We start from the raw sequence: 15,907 nt of genomic DNA on the forward strand, positions 1-15,907 counted from the left end.
TCTTTTTTCTTTATATGTTTATTTCCACCAATCATCAAACATTGATGCCGGTGTTTGTCTTTTATGTTCACTTACTGTATAACGTTTTTCGATTTTTTCTGCAACGTCTTCAGGAACTGCTTTTCCTTCTAAGTAATCATCTAGTTGATCGTATGTAATGCCTAATTCTGTTTCGTCAGCTTGACCTGGCTTTTCGTCTAATAAATCAGCTGTTGGCATTTTTAAGTAAAGACGTTCTTCAGCACCTAATTCTTGTAATAAAGCTCTTCCTTGACGTTTTGTTAAGCCTGTAAGTGGTAGAAGGTCAGCACCGCCATCTCCGAATTTTGTAAAGAATCCTGTTACAGCCTCAGCAGCGTGATCTGTTCCGATAACAAGTAAACCTTGTTGTCCACCAATTGCATATTGTGTGACCATACGAATGCGAGCCTTGACGTTTCCTTTATTGAAGTCTGTTAATGACTCTCCTAATAAGTCTTTATATTGATTTGAAAATGCATCAACTGTTGATGCAATATCAAAAGCAACAGATTGATCTGGCTGAATGAATTGTAACGCTAATTGTGCATCATCTTCATCTTTTTGCACGTGATATGGAAGACGTACAGCAATAAATGTTGCGTTGCCTCCTTCATTACGAACTTCTTCAACTGCAAGTTGTGCTAAGCGACCCGCTAGTGTGGAATCTTGTCCACCGCTAATTCCAAGCACAAATCCTTTTGCGCCGGTTTTTCTTAAATAGTCTTTTAAAAAATCAATTCGTTTACGAGTTTCTGCCTTCGGATCGATTACAGGTTGAACATGTAGTGCTTTCATAATTTGTTCTTGTAATGTCATTATGTTTTCCTCCTATTCATATAGAACAAGCAATACGTTTATATGTACTGATTCATATATCTCCACCCTTATTATTTCGCAAAATTAGCGAATATACAATAGGTTGAACGTATGAATATGAATGTAGTCATTATAAAAAAACTACGTTGTTTAATCAATTTTTCTGTAACCTTTCAAAAATGTAAGGTTTTTGTCATTTGAATCGATGGAAGATATTTCTTCGCTTCATTATGATTGCAGTATAGTGATTGGAAGGGCGGAGAAACAATATGAATATTAGGGAATTAGCGTTTCGTAATGTAACGCGAAATAGACGAACATATTCAGCTTATTTTTTGAGTAGTGCATTTGCAATTATGGCCTTTTTTGTTTATTCATTTTTTGCATTTCATCCAGCATTAAGCGCAGGCCAATTAGGTCAATATGTATTTGTAAGTATGTCTGTTGCACAGGTCATTATTTATCTTTTTACGTTTTTCTTTATTTTGTATTCAATGGGAATGTTTTTAAAAACAAGAAAGCGTGAATTGGGAATTTTAATGATGCTAGGTATGACGAAATTTCAATTAAAGCGTCTTATCTTTTTTGAAAATGTTATGATCGGTATCGCTGCAATTATTACAGGTATCATTTGTGGCATGCTGTTTTCGGGTATATTGATTTTGGTAGCGCCATTATTACTAAAGTTAGATTTATCTTTATCATACTATGTACCAACAACAGCAATCGGTGTAACAAGCATTATGTTTTTCATATTATTTATTATCATTTCATTCTTTAGTGCAGGGCTGATTCGTAAAAATCAGATTATGAAACTACTTAGAGGTGCAGTAAAAGCAAAGCCTGAACCAAAAGCTTCAATTATTTCTTCGTTCTTAGCTATAGTATTGCTTGGAGCGGGATATATAGGTGCTTTAATTTCGCATGGTGCCATGGTATTTATTATGTTGATTCCTGTAACGACAGTTGTCATTATTGGCACATACTTATTTTATAAGCAGCTCAGCGTATTTATTATTCGAGCATGTAAAAAGAGTAAACGGTTGTATTGGACGAGAACGAATATTATTACTCTTTCAGATTTAGCGTACCGTATGAGAGATAACGCGCGGATGTTCTTTATTGTTACCATTATTTCAACTGTAGCATTTTCAGCTATTGGTACATTAGTCGGCTTTGCTTCCATGACAAAGGGAATCATGAATCAACCAATTGCATTCCATTATCACTCTAAACAAGGGGATGAAAATGAGCCACAGCACGTACGATTCATTGGACAAACATTGAAGAGATATCATATATCTGCTGAAAAAATAGATATTGTATCAAAGAAAACTGAAAATAAACCACTAAGAGATGCGACATTTGTAAGAGAATCTGATTATAAAAAGTATGCAAAGTTAACGGGGGAGCCAGTTGATTTATTAACTGAAAATGCAGTACTATTTCTATCGATAGAAATACCAGGTCCACCGAAAAAAGAAAGAACAACAATTGAATTACCGAATGATAACAAATCGTTGCAGGTAAAAAAAGTTAACACATCTTCTCTTGGTAAAGTACTTACTGGAAATATCTATGTAGTTTCAGAAGCTCAATATAATTTACTACAAGATGGATTCAAAGAAGTAAAAGATTACATGTATAAAACAAACGAAACAAAAAATGAAATTGAAGCTGGAAAAGAACTTACCCACCAGATAAAAGCTTATCAAGAATATTCAAGATTTAGTGCTGCAGAATATGATCAAAATCAGGCTTTACAATTTGCTGGACCTATCTTTTTTGTAGGATTCTTTATTGGTATTGTATTCTTTGTTTGTGCAGGTAGTTTTTTATACTTCCGCTTATTCTCTGACTTAGAAGAGGACTATCGTTTATTTGATTCCATTCGAAAAGTAGGTTTAACAAGTGGTGAGTTAGCAAAAGTAGTAACGATCCGATTAGGGCTATTATTCTTTGTTCCAATTGGTGTTGCGACATTACATGGTGCAGTTGCGTTAACAGCTTTAGGGCAAATGTTTGAGTATTCACTTGTAAAAGAAAATGCGATTGTATTAAGTATCTTTGTAGGGATTCAAATTGTGTACTTTATCCTGATACGATCACGTTATTTAAAGCAATTGAAAGAAAGATTACGAATGAGTTAACATATAGTAGTTCATAAAACTCCCCTAACACATGAGGTTAGGGGAGTTTTTATTATATAAATAAAAACTTGGATATTTTTAAGAGTTTACATGTAATGTTTTAATAATTGTATATACAAATAGTAATTTGTAGTTTTTGTGAACAGTCTTGTTTTTCACATAGATTTGTCCTACACTTTATTTGTTTGTAAGAAAGCAATATACATATAGTGTAAAGTTAATGATTAACTTTATTAAATGTTAATAATGTGTAAGGAGGGTTTGTATGTTGAAATGGTTACAGAGCACAACAGACTTTGCGAGTAGTAAAAAAGGTGCGAAAATCATTGTTGTATCTTGGATTATTATTATGCTTGTACTAACAGGAGTCTCCAAACCAGCAAAGAAATACGCAAATAATGTAAGTGGTGATGGCATTCCGAAAAGCGCAGCATCCTTGCAAGCTGAAAAACAAGTAGAAAAGTATTTTCCAAATGATGAAGGATTACCGGCTATTATTGTATTTGATCAAAAAGAGGAAATGAAGGAAGAAGAGTTACAACATATTCAAGAAATGACCAAGAGGCTAGAGGATAAGAAAATAAAGCATGTCGAGAAAATTGTACCAATTAGTGAAATGCCAGTTCAAATGTTAACAGGTTTTTTATCTAAAGATAAAACAAGTTTTATTTTACCTGTTACAATGGCAAATAATCTAGAAGTAAAAGAGATTCACAATACTGTAAATCAAATAAAAAAAGAATTGAAACAGGAATTACCTTCTAGTATGGAGGCGAAGGTAACGGGTCCAGCGGGGATTGCTGCGGATACGTTAGAAATTTTTAAAAATGCTGATGTAGTACTTCTATTATCAACAATTGGGTTGATTTTTGTATTATTAATTATGATTTATCGTTCGCCACTATTAGCAGTTATTCCACTCATAGCGGCAATTATTGTGTACCAAGTAATCGACCGAACCCTTGGTTTATTTGGTAAATTTGGCCTCGAAATAAAATCACAATCCTTGTCGATTATGTCAATCTTATTATTCGCCGCGTTAACGGATTATGCTTTATTTATTTTTGCAAGGTACAAGGAAGAGTTGCAAAAGCGTGAAGATAAATATGAAAGTATGAAGCAAGCGATGAGAAGGGTAGGCGAACCGATTTTCTTTAGTGGGAGTACTGTGCTTGCTTCGATGTTAATGCTGTTTTTCGCAGTATATAATGGTTATCGAAACTTCGCCCCGCTATTTTCTATTGCGCTTGTTGTCATTATTCTAGGTGGAATTACATTACTACCTGCCCTCTTTACGCTGTTTGGTAGAAAAGCATTCTGGCCGTTTATTCCAAAAATTGGGCAGCAAAAAGAAAAACACGTGATATGGAAAAAGGTGAGTCATGTCGTAGTAAGTAGACCATATATTATTGGAGGAGCGGTTGCTGTATTTCTAATTGTATGCTCAATGAATATTTTTCAAATTAAGTATTCATTCAATCTATTAAAGTCTTTCCCGGACAATTTAGAATCCAGACAAGGATATGAATTAATTGAAAAGAAATACTCTCCTGGTCAATTGGCACCAATTACAGTTGTAGTAAATAAAGAGGGAAAATTATCAAATGAAGAAATCGTACAGTTTGTAGAAAAGCTAGACAAACAAAAAGGTGTAGAAGGGTTGAATCCTTCTATTGAAACGATTAAAAAGAACACAAGTCAATTATTGTCTGAGGATGGAAAAGCGGCAAAAGTACAATTAATTTTAAAAGATCAACCATACTCATTACAAGCAATGGACACGATTCAATCGCTTCAAAGTAAAGAAAGTGAATTTGTAAAGGATGGTCATGTTTATTTCGCAGGTGAAACAGCAAAGCAAGCGGATCTGTATGATATTAATAATCATGATACAACATTAATCGTTGTGTTAATCTCTAGCTTAATTTTTATTTTATTAGGTATTCAAACAAAATCACTCATTGCACCAATTTATATGATTGGAACGATATTGTTATCATATTGTGCGGCATTAGGGCTTAGTATGTTCTTATTCCAGCATTTGTTTGGATATACTGACATGAGTTATCGAATTCCATTATATACGTTTGTGTTCCTTGTTGCACTTGGTGTTGATTACAATATTATGCTCGTTTCACGCATTAAGGAAGAAGCAGCACAGCATTCGTTACAAGCAGCAATTGAAAATGGGTTAACAGCGACAGGAGGCGTCATTTCTTCTGCTGGTATCATATTAGCGGCTACATTTGCTGTATTAACTACTCAGCCCTTATTAGAGCTGTTTATGTTTGGATTTGTAGTTGCACTAGGGGTTATTATCGATACATTCCTTGTGCGGACATTGCTTGTTCCAGCAATTATGCTTTTATTAAAGAAATGGAGTTTGTGGCCGCAAAAAATGAAGTAATATAGGATTTCAAAAACGTCTTTTTCGTCAGAATATCTGGTGGAAAAGATGTTTTTTTATATTGACAAAAATATTGAAGCAGGAAAATGGAAGTGAGAAAACGAATGTTATTTATAAATGTAAGCGCATTCAATGGGAGGGTAATATATTTTTAGGAGGGGTTATGGTGAACAGTAGTACAGCGAATAAACAAAAAGGTATTCAATTAATTCCGTTTACGGTCGATAAAGTAATAGAGCAAGTGAACGAAATTCCACCAGGTGTACAACTGATTCATGCTCCGGGTGCTTGGGAAAAGAGTGCAAAAGGAAAAGACATTGTCGTTGCTGTTTTAGATACAGGTTGTGATATAAATCATGTTGATTTAAAAGATCGAATTATTGGCGGGAGAAATTTTACTGAAGATTATGAAGGGGACCCGAAAGTCTATCTTGATAATAATGGTCACGGTACGCATGTTGCAGGAACAATTGCAGCAGCAGAAAATGGGGTAGGGGTACTGGGCGTTGCTCCACTTGCTAAGTTATTAGTGTTAAAAGTATTATCAGGAGATGGTTCAGGAAGCTATCAACAAATTATTGAGGCTATTGATTATGCAGTGCGCTGGAGAGGGCCTAATCAAGAACGGGTACGAATCATTTCTATGTCACTCGGCGGGCCACAAGATGTTCCAGAGTTACATGAAGTCATTCAACATGCGGTGAAACAGGACGTACTCGTTGTATGTGCAGCAGGAAATAATGGAGATTGCAGTGATGAAACAGAGGAATTAGACTTTCCAGGTGCTTATTCAGAAGTAATTGAAGTAGGTGCTGTTAATTTAGAAAGGAAACTTGCTTGTTTTAGTAATTCAAATCAGGAAATTGATTTAGTCGCTCCAGGAGAAGAAATACTTTCTACTTATCCTGAAGGAAAGTATGCGGTATTAAGTGGGACGTCAATGGCAACGCCGCATATTGCGGGAGCATTAGCCCTTCTGATTAAACAATGTGAAAGAGAATATGGAAGAAAGTTATCAGAACCAGAAATCTATGCACAACTCATTAAACGTACTGTACCATTAGGATATGAGCGAACATCTGAAGGGAATGGTTTAATAGATTTATTAAAAGAATAATTGCTATTAAAAAACATCTCATATTTATATGAGATGTTTTTTAATACGGTTCCGTTGCTTGCAAGACAGCATCTAATAGTCCAGGAAATCGAGCGTTTAAATCTTCCGTTCGAATCGAAATAAAACGCTGCGTTCCTTCTATACGTGTATACATTACACCTGATTCACGCAAAACTTTAAAATGATGGGATAAGGTTGATTTTGCCACAGGAATATTTAGTGCACCACATGATTGTTCATTTTGTTCCATTAGCATGTTTACAATTTGTAAACGAATTTGGTCGCTGAGGGCATATAAGACAGAAGAAAATTGAATTTCTTCTCGGTTTGGATGGTATAGTGTTCGCATATTGTCACCTACTTTTATAAGTTCTTTCAGTTGCACTATATCATATAGAAATATAGGGGGATGAAAATGAATTATACGACGTTGCAAAAGGGAGAATTACAGATTTCTCAAATTGGTTTAGGAACGAATGCAGTAGGGGGTCACAACTTATATTCGAATGTGAATGAACAAGAAGGTATGAAAATGATTGAGGAAGCTATAAGGCAAGGAATTACATTTATAGATACAGCGGACGCATATGGGGTTGGAAGGTCTGAAGAATTAATAGGGGAGACAATTAAAGGAAAACGACAAGATGTTGTGCTTGCTACAAAAGGAGGAATACAGCCTTTATTTAAGGGCTCTACTTGTATTAACAATGAACCAAATTATTTAAGAAGTGCAGTAGAAAATAGTTTGCGCAGACTTCAGACAGATTATATTGATTTATATTATTTACATTTTACCAATCCAGAAACTATGTACATAGATTCAATTGGGGAACTTGTTCGTTTAAAAGAAGAAGGAAAAATTCGTTCAATCGGAATATCAAATGTAAATCTAGCTCAGTTAAAAGAGGCAAATCAGTTTGGAGATATTGATGTACTGCAGGCTCCCTATAATATGTTAGATCGTACAGCAGAGAAGGAACTTTTACCATATTGCATAGAAGAAGGGATTTCATTTATTCCATATGGACCTCTTGCTTTTGGAATTTTAGGTGGTAAATATCCGGAAAATTTGAAATTAGATGAAAAAGATTGGCGCCACGATGTTTCATTATTTGAGGAACGTACATATAAGAAAAACTTTATGAAAGTTGAAAAATTAAAAGAGTTTGCTAGAGAAAAAGATACAACGTTATCTAATATAGCGTTAGCTTGGCTTCTAAATCAAAGGGGAATTGATACGGTGATTCCAGGTGGGAAACGTGCAGAGCAAGTAAGAGAAAATGTAAAGGTAGTAGATGTCTCGTTAAATGAGTGTGATTTGGAATATGTACAATCTATTCTAGAGGATTAACAAAGAGGGGGAAACGCTTCTTACCCCTTTCTTACCATTCTATTGTAAGTCGTTATAAACAACTATTAGGAGATTCTAAAACCTCACTTACTTACTTTGCATATTTTCTTTTTCAAACTGGTAACTTTGCAGCATTTTCATTTTTGGGAGTATGGTTAACAACTCAATTTAAGTTACAAGTAAATGAAGTAGGAACAGCAATGCTTATACTTGGACTAGGAAATCTAACAGGAAATATTGTAGGACCTAGACTTGTAAAAAGTATGCATTTTATGGTGGTATTTTTGTCGTAGCTGGCCTATATGTTATTTTACCGTATTTGAAACATATTCTATTGGTTGCGTTATTTTTCTTTATTGTATTTTTTATTACAGGAATTCTATTTGTACTCATGTTGAGTCGTTTGCAAAAGATGTCTAGCACAGCCAGGGGAACAGGAGCGGCGTTAGCAAACTCTTCTATGTATATTGGACAAACAATTGGGGCGGCAATAGCGGGGGTGCTATTTGCAGCATTTGGTAATTTTATTTTCATTGGTTTATTTACGGCTATCTTATATGTGGTTTCACTTCTAGTGTTCCGAAAAAGCGATCGATACATGACGGGAGAAATAGGAGAAAAACAGAAGACCGCCTCTTTATAATCAATAATAATATTGTTATGTAAACAAAATGACAAAAAGCACTGTTTTAGTGATGCGTCTAAAACAGTGCTTTTCGTTTGGATTGAACAGTTGCAGCATTTTCATCTTCGATTCCTGCTTCTTCAATAATTCGTTTTTGGGCTTTATCCAATAGGTGATTGACTGCCTCACCAAAATAGTTAGCTTCGCGCTTTGTGCGGGCTGCTCGTAAACATTTATAGTTTTCTATCAGTTCCTCTTTTTCAGAGTCTGTTAAGAAATCTTCTATTGTCTTTTTTGGCATACGAAACACCCTTTCTTCTGACAGACGACGCAATTCAGAAATATTTATTCCCCATTATAACAGTAATTTTTAAATGAAGTATAGATTAACGCCGTAACAATTTGTCAATTTCTTGAATTTTTTCATCGGCTTTACTAATCTGTGTGTTTTTTGCCTGTTCACCGCCGAGGGCTTGATGAAGTAAGAATGTTTGCCCTGAAATGGCAGTGACAATGGACACTTTAATTATTTCTTTTATAGTAATCACATCAAATAAGACGAGTCCCAGAAGTGCAGCAAGACTACCAGTCAAAATATCAGTGAAAAACCCAAGATGAAAAAATGTTTTTAAACGGCGTGGAAGCAATAACTTGCCTTGGTTATTGATAAGATGGGAAACGAAACCAGTAATGCCACCAATGAGAACAGCAGTTAGCCATTGATACATCTCCATCAAATCCACTCCTTTTAGTGAATAAGATTCGTTTTTTACATCCGTATTCCTTTTTAAATTTTATATAAGTATATTGAGAAAATTTGGTTTGGCTACATGCTCGTTCACTTTTATTATAACAGAAAATTCTGGTATATTTCAGTCTATTATGTGACGTTCTTTTTCATTATCATAAAATCTAGAAAAGGAGGATGAAAAAATGAAAATAGATTACCGAATACGAAGTATAGAGAATTATACGCCAAATGTAGGACAACTTGTTAGCATGCAAGAGCGGTTACATTGTATGAAATAAAAGATTTAACAGTAGAAAATTTAGATTTTATCTTGGTCGATGGTGGGAATTCTATCGGCGCATTGCTAAAACATATTGCCGCAATAGAAAAAGTTCATCAGCTCATTTCTTTCCAGAACCGAGATTTTACAAAAGAGGAGTTGAAGGGATGGAATAACGCTCTTTTCTTAGGAGAAGCGGGAAGAAGAATTCGCGGGCATGAGGTGCAATACTACGTACAACTTTTTAATAAAGTTCGAGAAGAATCGCTGCGATATTTAAAAGAAAAAGATGATGCTTGGTTAATGTCAGAAGGTCGATGGGATAACGGGGGCATATATAATCAGTACTATTTGTGGTTCCATGTACTAGAAGATGAAATCAGCCATCGCGGACAAATAAGGACGATAAAAAAGTATATATCTGAAAATTTAGTTAAATAAAGTAGCTTTTCAAAATAATATTACATATAATGAGATTAACTAAACTAAGAACGGAGTGATGTATTATGGCGATGATTTATATGGATGTTAAAGTAAGTACAAAGGTGGATGGAAAGAGCGAGACTTTGTAAAGAATCGCGTCATCCTTCCACTGAGCTCAAAATAGGGAGGATATAGATTTGAATCAAAATTGTTTAGAAACATTCGGATGGGATTCTTTTTTTGAGGATCAATCTTTAGAAAAGTATGAAATAGGTCGAATTTTACTTGAACATAAGCACATGTACCGTATTATTTGTGATGATGGCGAATATATGGCAGAGTTATCTGGAAAGTTTCGTCATGAAGCATTAGATAAAGGTGATTATCCAGCAGTTGGTGATTGGGTGCATGTAAAGAAAATAAAAGAGGAAAGCAAGGCAATTATTCATAGTGTTTTTCAAAGAAAAAGTTCCTTTTCTAGGCAAGCAGCTGGCGAAAGAACGGTTGAGCAGATTGTGGCAGCAAATGTTGATTATCTATTTTTAGTAAATGCGCTTAATCATGATTTTAATGTAAGAAGAATTGAACGTTATTTATTATTAGCTTATGAAAGTGGATCAATGCCTGTTATTGTTTTGACGAAAAGTGACTTGTGTGAAGATGTGGAGCAAAAGATATTGGAAACAGAGGCAATAGCTATTGGTGTTCCAATCTTTGCAGTGGATAGTTTACAGCAAGCGGGAGTTGAGTCCTTGCAACAATTTGTCACTTCTGGAAAAACGATTGCTCTTGTTGGTTCTTCAGGCGCCGGGAAATCTACTTTGCTAAATGCATTAATGGGAAGTGAAGTTGCAAAAACAGGTGGTATTCGCGAAGAGGATAGTAAAGGACGGCATACTACGACACATCGTGAGTTGTTTCAATTACCAAGTGGTGGTTTAGTAATTGATACGCCAGGAATGCGAGAACTTCAACTGTGGGAGGGAAGCGAAGCGATTCATGCGACGTTTTCTGATATTGAAAAATTTGCAGAAGAGTGCCGTTTTCGTGATTGCCAGCATGAAAATGAGCCTGGGTGTGCAGTTCGCACCGCTATTGATGAGGGGATTTTAGAAGCAAACCGTTTGCAGAATTATAAAAAATTGCAAAAGGAAATTGCATACGCAATGAGAAAACAAGATCTAGCGCTTGCTCGTGCTGAGCGGGAGAAGTGGAAAAAAATAGCGAAGCAGAATCGGAGAAAGTAGAATAGAATGAGAAGCCAAAAGCTAATAGAATGCTTTTGGTTTTTTGTCATTTATTCTATAAAAATAGGCAATTATAGTCGAAAAATAAAGGAATTTGTTATAAGTATGTATAATTATTGAAAAGTAGACTATTTATAAAGGAGAAGAGTATGGGAGTGTATTGGGGAACGAAAAGATATTCTTGGCTTAGCTATGCCTCATTTTGGTTAAGTATTTCATTTTTTCTTATCTTTTTGATTGAGGTGTTTGTACTTAAAACACTTTTAAATAGTTCGAGTGGTGTAATGCAAATTATTAAATATTTTTATTTCATATTTGTACCATTAAATATCGTGATTAGTTTAAGACTATTGTTTAAAAAGAATGAAAAGAAAACATTACCAATTTTCAGCTTTATTGTATCGGTACTATTCGCCAGCTTGATAGTGGTATTAGCTTTAGTTGCTATAGGGAAAGTATTTTGATGAAAAACAGGAATGATAAATGTCATTCCTGTTTTTTCATGATTTATATACAGTGAAACTTTAATCGGTGAGGCTTTTCTTCTCCCCACTGATTATCAGCCTTCCCCAATCGGGCTTTTACTGGCAGTTCATCCTCAACCTAATTTCTTAGCTTTCGCTGAATTTTGAGGTGGGAGTGTTACTGCCAGCAAATAGCGGGATAAAAGTAGTGGAGTATAATAGGCAGAAGAATATAGCAAGTCAATTGATGTATGGTACAATAAGCTTGATAGTGATAGAGAAAAAGGGTATATAAAATACTCATCGTTTTTTAGTAAGAGAGGGGTTATCTTATGCTATACGAGGATTTAATGTCATTATTTCAAGCTGCTCCAATGGAAGATGGAAAAAATGGCTGGAAATATGTAATCCAAGAAGAAGATGGTAAGTACTCAATTGTTAATAGTGTATCAACAGAACATATGAGTGTAGAATTGTTTTTTAATGAATATGATGAGTTGCGAATTACTTTATATAAAGAGGGTCAGCCGATTACAACTATACAACGAATAGTAATCTTAAAAACCGAGTTAGAAGAGGATGAAGAAGGTATTCAGTTTGTTTTAGAGCGTATGCCAAGCCGAATGATTCGGTTACAATTAAAGCCATTCCTCGCAGTAGAAATGGGTTTGTATTGGGAAGTATGTGAAGATTGTGAGTAAAAAAGCATCCGTACATAACGGATGCTTTTTTACTATGTTTTTTCAAGCTGTTTATATGCGATAATTGGAAGAAGAACGATGCTAACCCATCCGATTATTGGATACAAGATGTGAAGAAGTTCACTGTAACCAATATAGCTAAAACAATAACTAATTAGTAAAATAAAATAAATAATATTGTTGTTCTTCCAACCAGTGATAGACTGCATTTGTTTTGTCATCCCAAATACATTTCCAACTAATGTTGTAAACACTTCCCCAAAAATAATCAGGACAAAGAAGAAATGGAAGGTAGCATTAAATCTTCTTACTACTTCAGCCATAGGAATATTATATTGATAAAATTGGTCAATAGATAAAATGGCTAAATGACTACATAATAGAATAAAGCATAGTCCAGCTCCTCCTAAAATTCCGCCCCATAGAATCGCTTTTCGATCTTTTACTTCACTTGCTAACGGTACTAAAACACTTTGGGCGAGAGAAAGATTTAAGGCGACATATGTAAGTGGACTTGTTATCCATTTCATGTTCCAACTTTCTGTAGGAACAGTGTTAAAGATAGGTGTTGTGCCATGAATAAAAGTTGTAATAGCAAGTCCGATAATGAAAATCATCATAATTGGTACTACAAGTGTATTCACCTCAAATACACCTTGTAATCCACGACTACCAATAATGATACATGCGATAACTGTAATGAAAATACCGAGCTGTCGTGGTAGCCGAAGTTGTTCTTCGAATACAGCACCAGCGCCTGATAGCATAACACTTGTCACACCAAAAAGTACGAGTAATAACAAAGTGTTTACCACATTTCCAAATACATCACCAAATAAATATCTGTTAAATTCCTGAGCGGAAAATGCACCGATTTGTGAAGAAAGCAACATCATTTTCGTTCCTAACCAAATGAAAAAAAATCCACTTACGCATATTCCAATTGTTCCGTATAATCCGTTAATCGTAAAAAACTCAACAATTTCTCGCCCAGTTGCAAATCCAGCTCCGACGACAGTCCCAATATAAGTAGCAGCAACTTTTTTAGCTACTTGCCATTGTTGATTATCCATGTAATCCCTCTTTCTACTATGATGAGCTTGACCTATTATTATGCATATGTGTGAGCTTGGGCAATTAGACATGTGAAGTGCAAGAAAGGGTACATGGATTTCTCAACATTTAGGAATGATTAAAGTTGTTAAAACTTTGTTACATATAAGCGGATGATTTGGACGAGTAGGGAATTTATGGTACAATAAGAATGTATTATTAAAAGAGAATAATTCTAAAAATAAAGAGGAGTGGATTGAATGAGTACGAAAACAAATGTTGTTGAAGTATTAAACAAGCAGGTAGCAAACTGGAATGTGTTATATGTAAAAATTCATAACTATCACTGGTATGTGACAGGCCCACACTTCTTTACATTACATGAAAAATTTGAAGAATTTTATAATGAAGCAGCAACATATATTGATGAATTAGCAGAACGTATTTTAGCGTTAGAAGGAAAACCACTAGCAACAATGAAAGAGTATTTAGAAACATCTACTGTACATGAAGGAACAAGTAAAGAATCAGCTGAAGAAATGGTGAAAACATTAGTAAATGATTTCTCAGCAATCATTCAAGAATTAAAAGAAGGTATGGAAGTAGCGGATGAGGCTAAAGATGAAACATCAGCAGATATGCTATTAGCTATTCATACAACATTAGAACAACATGTTTGGATGTTGAGTGCCTTCTTAAAATAAGACAAAAAAACCTATTGAAAATTCTTTCAATAGGTTTTTTTATGATTTTTCAGCTTTCTTTCTATGGTATAATATAGTAAAAAGGAGGCGATGCAATGTTTCGCTTTTTCAAAAGTGGAAAAGAGGAGAGGTCAATTACGAAAGACGAATTAGAGCAAGCAATGGCTAAATTTCTGGAAACAAATGCAAATATTGTTTATACAGTATTAGTCAATGAAGATTATACAGTGAATTATGACTTGTTAAAACCGTATTTACCAGCATTTCCTACAAATACGTTCATTATAACGAAGGAAACGCTCGAGGTATTTGAACATACAGAAGAAAATCTAAAACTCGTAAAAGAGATTGATCTTGTGCAAAAAGCAGTAGACCAATATGTTACAGAAAAAGAAATGTTTCCTATTGTAGAAGATGATGAGGATCGTCTTATATGTGGAATGAAACTAGCGCCGTATTTAGATCGTATATTAAAGCGAAAATTATATATTTCAGAGAAGCATTATTTAGTTTCAAGTCAGCCAGATAAAAGTAAAAAAAATATTGTTTAACATGAAAACAACAATTATATATTGTTGTTTTTTTGTTGAAAAGAAATGTGAAAGTATAGTATAGTTCGATTTATAGATTGACTTTTCTGTTAATTCTGTATTTAATTGTATGTAAGAGATAGAAAGGAGTGATGTATTATGAAAAATTGTAAGTCAGTTAGCAAACGTCATCCTAAGAGTAGGGGGAGTTACTGTTAATCTGATATTCAAAAATTGACAGTATGTATTTACCGGAACCTTAGGATGACTGAAACCGTGTTAGAGAAGTATATATTTCTAAAAAGGTTACGGGAGGTAAGTGTGGATGAGTAAGATTACTTATATTGGTTTGTTAAATGAGACATTAGAATGTTATGCAAAGGATGGTAGTTTAGAAGCATACCATTATATTACCAAAAATGCTGATAAGATAACTGGTAATAAAGCTCAAATATATAATTTTAAATATGCATTAGCAAGCGCATCTGGGCTTGAGAAAGAAGCCTTACATATAATGAAAGAAGCGATTGTAGAAAATGAGTTTTGGTATGGGTATGAGTATTTAATTACAGATGCCGATTTGAACCCCCTTCATAGATATGAAGAATTTCATCAGATGATTCAGTTATGTAAAGAAAGAGAAGAAGTAGCAAAGAAATCTGAACAATTTGATTTGAAAGTTATACAAGGAAATAACGGTATTCATAACAATCTACTTATTGCATTGCATGGTGATCAAGAAAATATAAAGATAGCAGAACCATATTGGCAATCCGTTGTATCTCAAGGGTATTTATTAGCATTACCGCAGTCTTCTCAAATTCAATTTTCAGAAGGATACGTATGGGATGATATAGAAAAGGGCTCTCGTGAGTTAAAGGAACACTATGAAAGTATTGTAGCTAGTAATCATGGTGAGGTAGAGCATGTAATTATTGGAGGATTTTCCGCTGGAGCAAGAGTTGCGTTACATGCAATCTTAAACGAACATATTATTGTAAAAGGCTTTGTTTTTGTAGCGCCATGGATTCCTGAAATTGAAGAGTGGGAAGACTTGCTGGATAAATTGAAAGATAAAGGTATTAAGGGATATATTATTTGTGGAGATCAGGATGAAGATTGCTTTGAATGTACACAGAAGTTTGTGAAACGATTGGAAACGAAAAATATAAATCATGAGTATAAGGTTATTTCTAACTTAAATCACGATTACCCTGAGAATTTTGAAGAAATCTTACAAGAAGCAGTTAAATATATTGAGGGTACAGATTTATAAAAAACTTAGGCT

At 34.4% G+C, this 15,907-nt stretch carries 15 protein-coding genes and 2 pseudogenes; 12 read left to right on the top strand and 5 right to left on the bottom strand.

Annotation, left to right across the window (positions count from 1 at the left end; all coding sequences use genetic code 11):
- Positions 1-18 precede the first annotated feature (18 nt).
- Positions 19-837 carry an ammonia-dependent NAD(+) synthetase gene (gene nadE / locus ORL93_RS16620; RefSeq protein ID WP_003197043.1) on the bottom strand — a complete coding sequence of 273 codons (819 nt, stop codon included), beginning with the start codon at positions 835-837 and terminating at the stop codon, positions 19-21.
- Between the two features lie 269 nt (positions 838-1,106).
- On the opposite strand from nadE, the gene ORL93_RS16625 reads away from it, so the two are divergent.
- The 3 genes from ORL93_RS16625 to ORL93_RS16635 all read left to right on the top strand — a co-directional run bounded on the left by ORL93_RS16625 (position 1,107) and on the right by ORL93_RS16635 (position 6,511).
- Positions 1,107-2,987 (top strand): FtsX-like permease family protein, encoded by a 1,881-nt coding sequence (locus tag ORL93_RS16625; protein WP_006094588.1) that lies wholly within the window; start codon positions 1,107-1,109, stop codon positions 2,985-2,987.
- A 265-nt stretch (positions 2,988-3,252) separates the two neighbouring features.
- Positions 3,253-5,394, top strand: coding sequence for an MMPL family transporter (locus ORL93_RS16630; protein WP_265959269.1), 2,142 nt, complete (start codon positions 3,253-3,255; stop codon positions 5,392-5,394).
- A gap of 166 nt (positions 5,395-5,560) precedes the next feature.
- Entirely contained in the window at positions 5,561-6,511 is a 951-nt protein-coding gene (locus ORL93_RS16635; protein ID WP_018765452.1) for a S8 family peptidase, read from the top strand.
- Positions 6,512-6,551: 40 nt separating this feature from the next.
- On the opposite strand, the gene ORL93_RS16640 is transcribed toward ORL93_RS16635, so the two are convergent.
- Positions 6,552-6,860 (bottom strand): ArsR/SmtB family transcription factor, encoded by a 309-nt coding sequence (locus tag ORL93_RS16640; RefSeq protein ID WP_018781338.1) that lies wholly within the window; start codon positions 6,858-6,860, stop codon positions 6,552-6,554.
- 66 nt (positions 6,861-6,926) lie between these two features.
- On the opposite strand from ORL93_RS16640, the gene ORL93_RS16645 reads away from it, so the two are divergent.
- Together ORL93_RS16645 and ORL93_RS16650 are read left to right on the top strand one after the other, a co-directional pair.
- Positions 6,927-7,862, top strand: a complete 936-nt coding sequence (locus ORL93_RS16645; protein WP_018781337.1) for an aldo/keto reductase — start codon at positions 6,927-6,929, stop codon at positions 7,860-7,862.
- Between the two features lie 38 nt (positions 7,863-7,900).
- A pseudogene (locus tag ORL93_RS16650) lies at positions 7,901-8,505 on the top strand (MFS transporter); the annotation flags it as partial.
- Positions 8,506-8,563: 58 nt separating this feature from the next.
- On the opposite strand, the gene ORL93_RS16655 reads toward ORL93_RS16650, so the two are convergent.
- Both ORL93_RS16655 and ORL93_RS16660 read right to left on the bottom strand, forming a co-directional pair.
- Positions 8,564-8,788 (bottom strand): hypothetical protein, encoded by a 225-nt coding sequence (locus tag ORL93_RS16655; protein WP_006094581.1) that lies wholly within the window; start codon positions 8,786-8,788, stop codon positions 8,564-8,566.
- Between the two features lie 85 nt (positions 8,789-8,873).
- Positions 8,874-9,221, bottom strand: coding sequence for a DUF4257 domain-containing protein (locus ORL93_RS16660; RefSeq protein WP_018781335.1), 348 nt, complete (start codon positions 9,219-9,221; stop codon positions 8,874-8,876).
- Positions 9,222-9,420: 199 nt separating this feature from the next.
- Here ORL93_RS16660 and ORL93_RS16665 point away from each other — a divergent pair.
- The 4 genes and pseudogenes from ORL93_RS16665 to ORL93_RS16680 all read left to right on the top strand — a co-directional run bounded on the left by ORL93_RS16665 (position 9,421) and on the right by ORL93_RS16680 (position 12,332).
- A pseudogene (locus ORL93_RS16665) lies at positions 9,421-9,938 on the top strand (DinB family protein).
- Between the two features lie 179 nt (positions 9,939-10,117).
- Positions 10,118-11,167, top strand: coding sequence for a ribosome small subunit-dependent GTPase A (gene rsgA, locus ORL93_RS16670; RefSeq protein ID WP_003197062.1), 1,050 nt, complete (start codon positions 10,118-10,120; stop codon positions 11,165-11,167).
- Positions 11,168-11,316: 149 nt separating this feature from the next.
- Positions 11,317-11,631: a hypothetical protein gene (locus ORL93_RS16675; RefSeq protein ID WP_265959270.1), complete on the top strand. Its 315-nt coding sequence runs from the start codon at positions 11,317-11,319 to the stop codon at positions 11,629-11,631.
- A 332-nt stretch (positions 11,632-11,963) separates the two neighbouring features.
- A complete protein-coding gene (locus ORL93_RS16680) occupies positions 11,964-12,332 on the top strand; it encodes a DUF3979 family protein (RefSeq protein WP_018765458.1) in 369 nt (122 codons plus the stop codon).
- A gap of 32 nt (positions 12,333-12,364) precedes the next feature.
- On the opposite strand, the gene ORL93_RS16685 is transcribed toward ORL93_RS16680, so the two are convergent.
- Entirely contained in the window at positions 12,365-13,405 is a 1,041-nt protein-coding gene (locus ORL93_RS16685) for a YkvI family membrane protein (protein ID WP_006094577.1), read from the bottom strand.
- A 240-nt stretch (positions 13,406-13,645) separates the two neighbouring features.
- Here ORL93_RS16685 and ORL93_RS16690 point away from each other — a divergent pair, with 240 nt between their 5' ends.
- The 3 genes from ORL93_RS16690 (at position 13,646) to ORL93_RS16700 (ending at position 15,895) form a co-directional block, all read left to right on the top strand.
- On the top strand, positions 13,646-14,089 hold the full coding sequence (locus ORL93_RS16690) for a Dps family protein (protein WP_003197069.1): 444 nt from the start codon (positions 13,646-13,648) through the stop codon (positions 14,087-14,089).
- 95 nt (positions 14,090-14,184) lie between these two features.
- Positions 14,185-14,640, top strand: a complete 456-nt coding sequence (locus tag ORL93_RS16695) for a DUF3939 domain-containing protein (protein WP_003197072.1) — start codon at positions 14,185-14,187, stop codon at positions 14,638-14,640.
- Positions 14,641-14,944: 304 nt separating this feature from the next.
- Entirely contained in the window at positions 14,945-15,895 is a 951-nt protein-coding gene (locus ORL93_RS16700; RefSeq protein ID WP_097794652.1) for an alpha/beta hydrolase, read from the top strand.
- The last annotated feature ends 12 nt before the right edge of the window (positions 15,896-15,907 follow it).

Origin of the sequence: Bacillus sp. DHT2 (assembly GCF_026241455.1) — a bacterium.
Classification (GTDB): domain Bacteria; phylum Bacillota; class Bacilli; order Bacillales; family Bacillaceae_G; genus Bacillus_A; species Bacillus_A pseudomycoides.

What these genes read in the sequence shown, in the direction of transcription:
- ORL93_RS16660 (WP_018781335.1), bottom strand. Translation starts at nt 9,221, where the DNA reads ATGGAGATGTATCAATGGCTAACTGCTGTTCTCATTGGTGGCATTACT.
- ORL93_RS16675 (WP_265959270.1), top strand. Translation starts at nt 11,317, where the DNA reads ATGGGAGTGTATTGGGGAACGAAAAGATATTCTTGGCTTAGCTATGCC.
- ORL93_RS16645 (WP_018781337.1), top strand. Translation starts at nt 6,927, where the DNA reads ATGAATTATACGACGTTGCAAAAGGGAGAATTACAGATTTCTCAAATT.
- ORL93_RS16685 (WP_006094577.1), bottom strand. Translation starts at nt 13,405, where the DNA reads ATGGATAATCAACAATGGCAAGTAGCTAAAAAAGTTGCTGCTACTTAT.
- ORL93_RS16625 (WP_006094588.1), top strand. Translation starts at nt 1,107, where the DNA reads ATGAATATTAGGGAATTAGCGTTTCGTAATGTAACGCGAAATAGACGA.
- ORL93_RS16700 (WP_097794652.1), top strand. Translation starts at nt 14,945, where the DNA reads ATGAGTAAGATTACTTATATTGGTTTGTTAAATGAGACATTAGAATGT.
- ORL93_RS16690 (WP_003197069.1), top strand. Translation starts at nt 13,646, where the DNA reads ATGAGTACGAAAACAAATGTTGTTGAAGTATTAAACAAGCAGGTAGCA.
- ORL93_RS16680 (WP_018765458.1), top strand. Translation starts at nt 11,964, where the DNA reads ATGCTATACGAGGATTTAATGTCATTATTTCAAGCTGCTCCAATGGAA.
- nadE (WP_003197043.1), bottom strand. Translation starts at nt 837, where the DNA reads ATGACATTACAAGAACAAATTATGAAAGCACTACATGTTCAACCTGTA.
- ORL93_RS16640 (WP_018781338.1), bottom strand. Translation starts at nt 6,860, where the DNA reads ATGCGAACACTATACCATCCAAACCGAGAAGAAATTCAATTTTCTTCT.
- ORL93_RS16695 (WP_003197072.1), top strand. Translation starts at nt 14,185, where the DNA reads ATGTTTCGCTTTTTCAAAAGTGGAAAAGAGGAGAGGTCAATTACGAAA.
- ORL93_RS16655 (WP_006094581.1), bottom strand. Translation starts at nt 8,788, where the DNA reads ATGCCAAAAAAGACAATAGAAGATTTCTTAACAGACTCTGAAAAAGAG.
- ORL93_RS16630 (WP_265959269.1), top strand. Translation starts at nt 3,253, where the DNA reads ATGTTGAAATGGTTACAGAGCACAACAGACTTTGCGAGTAGTAAAAAA.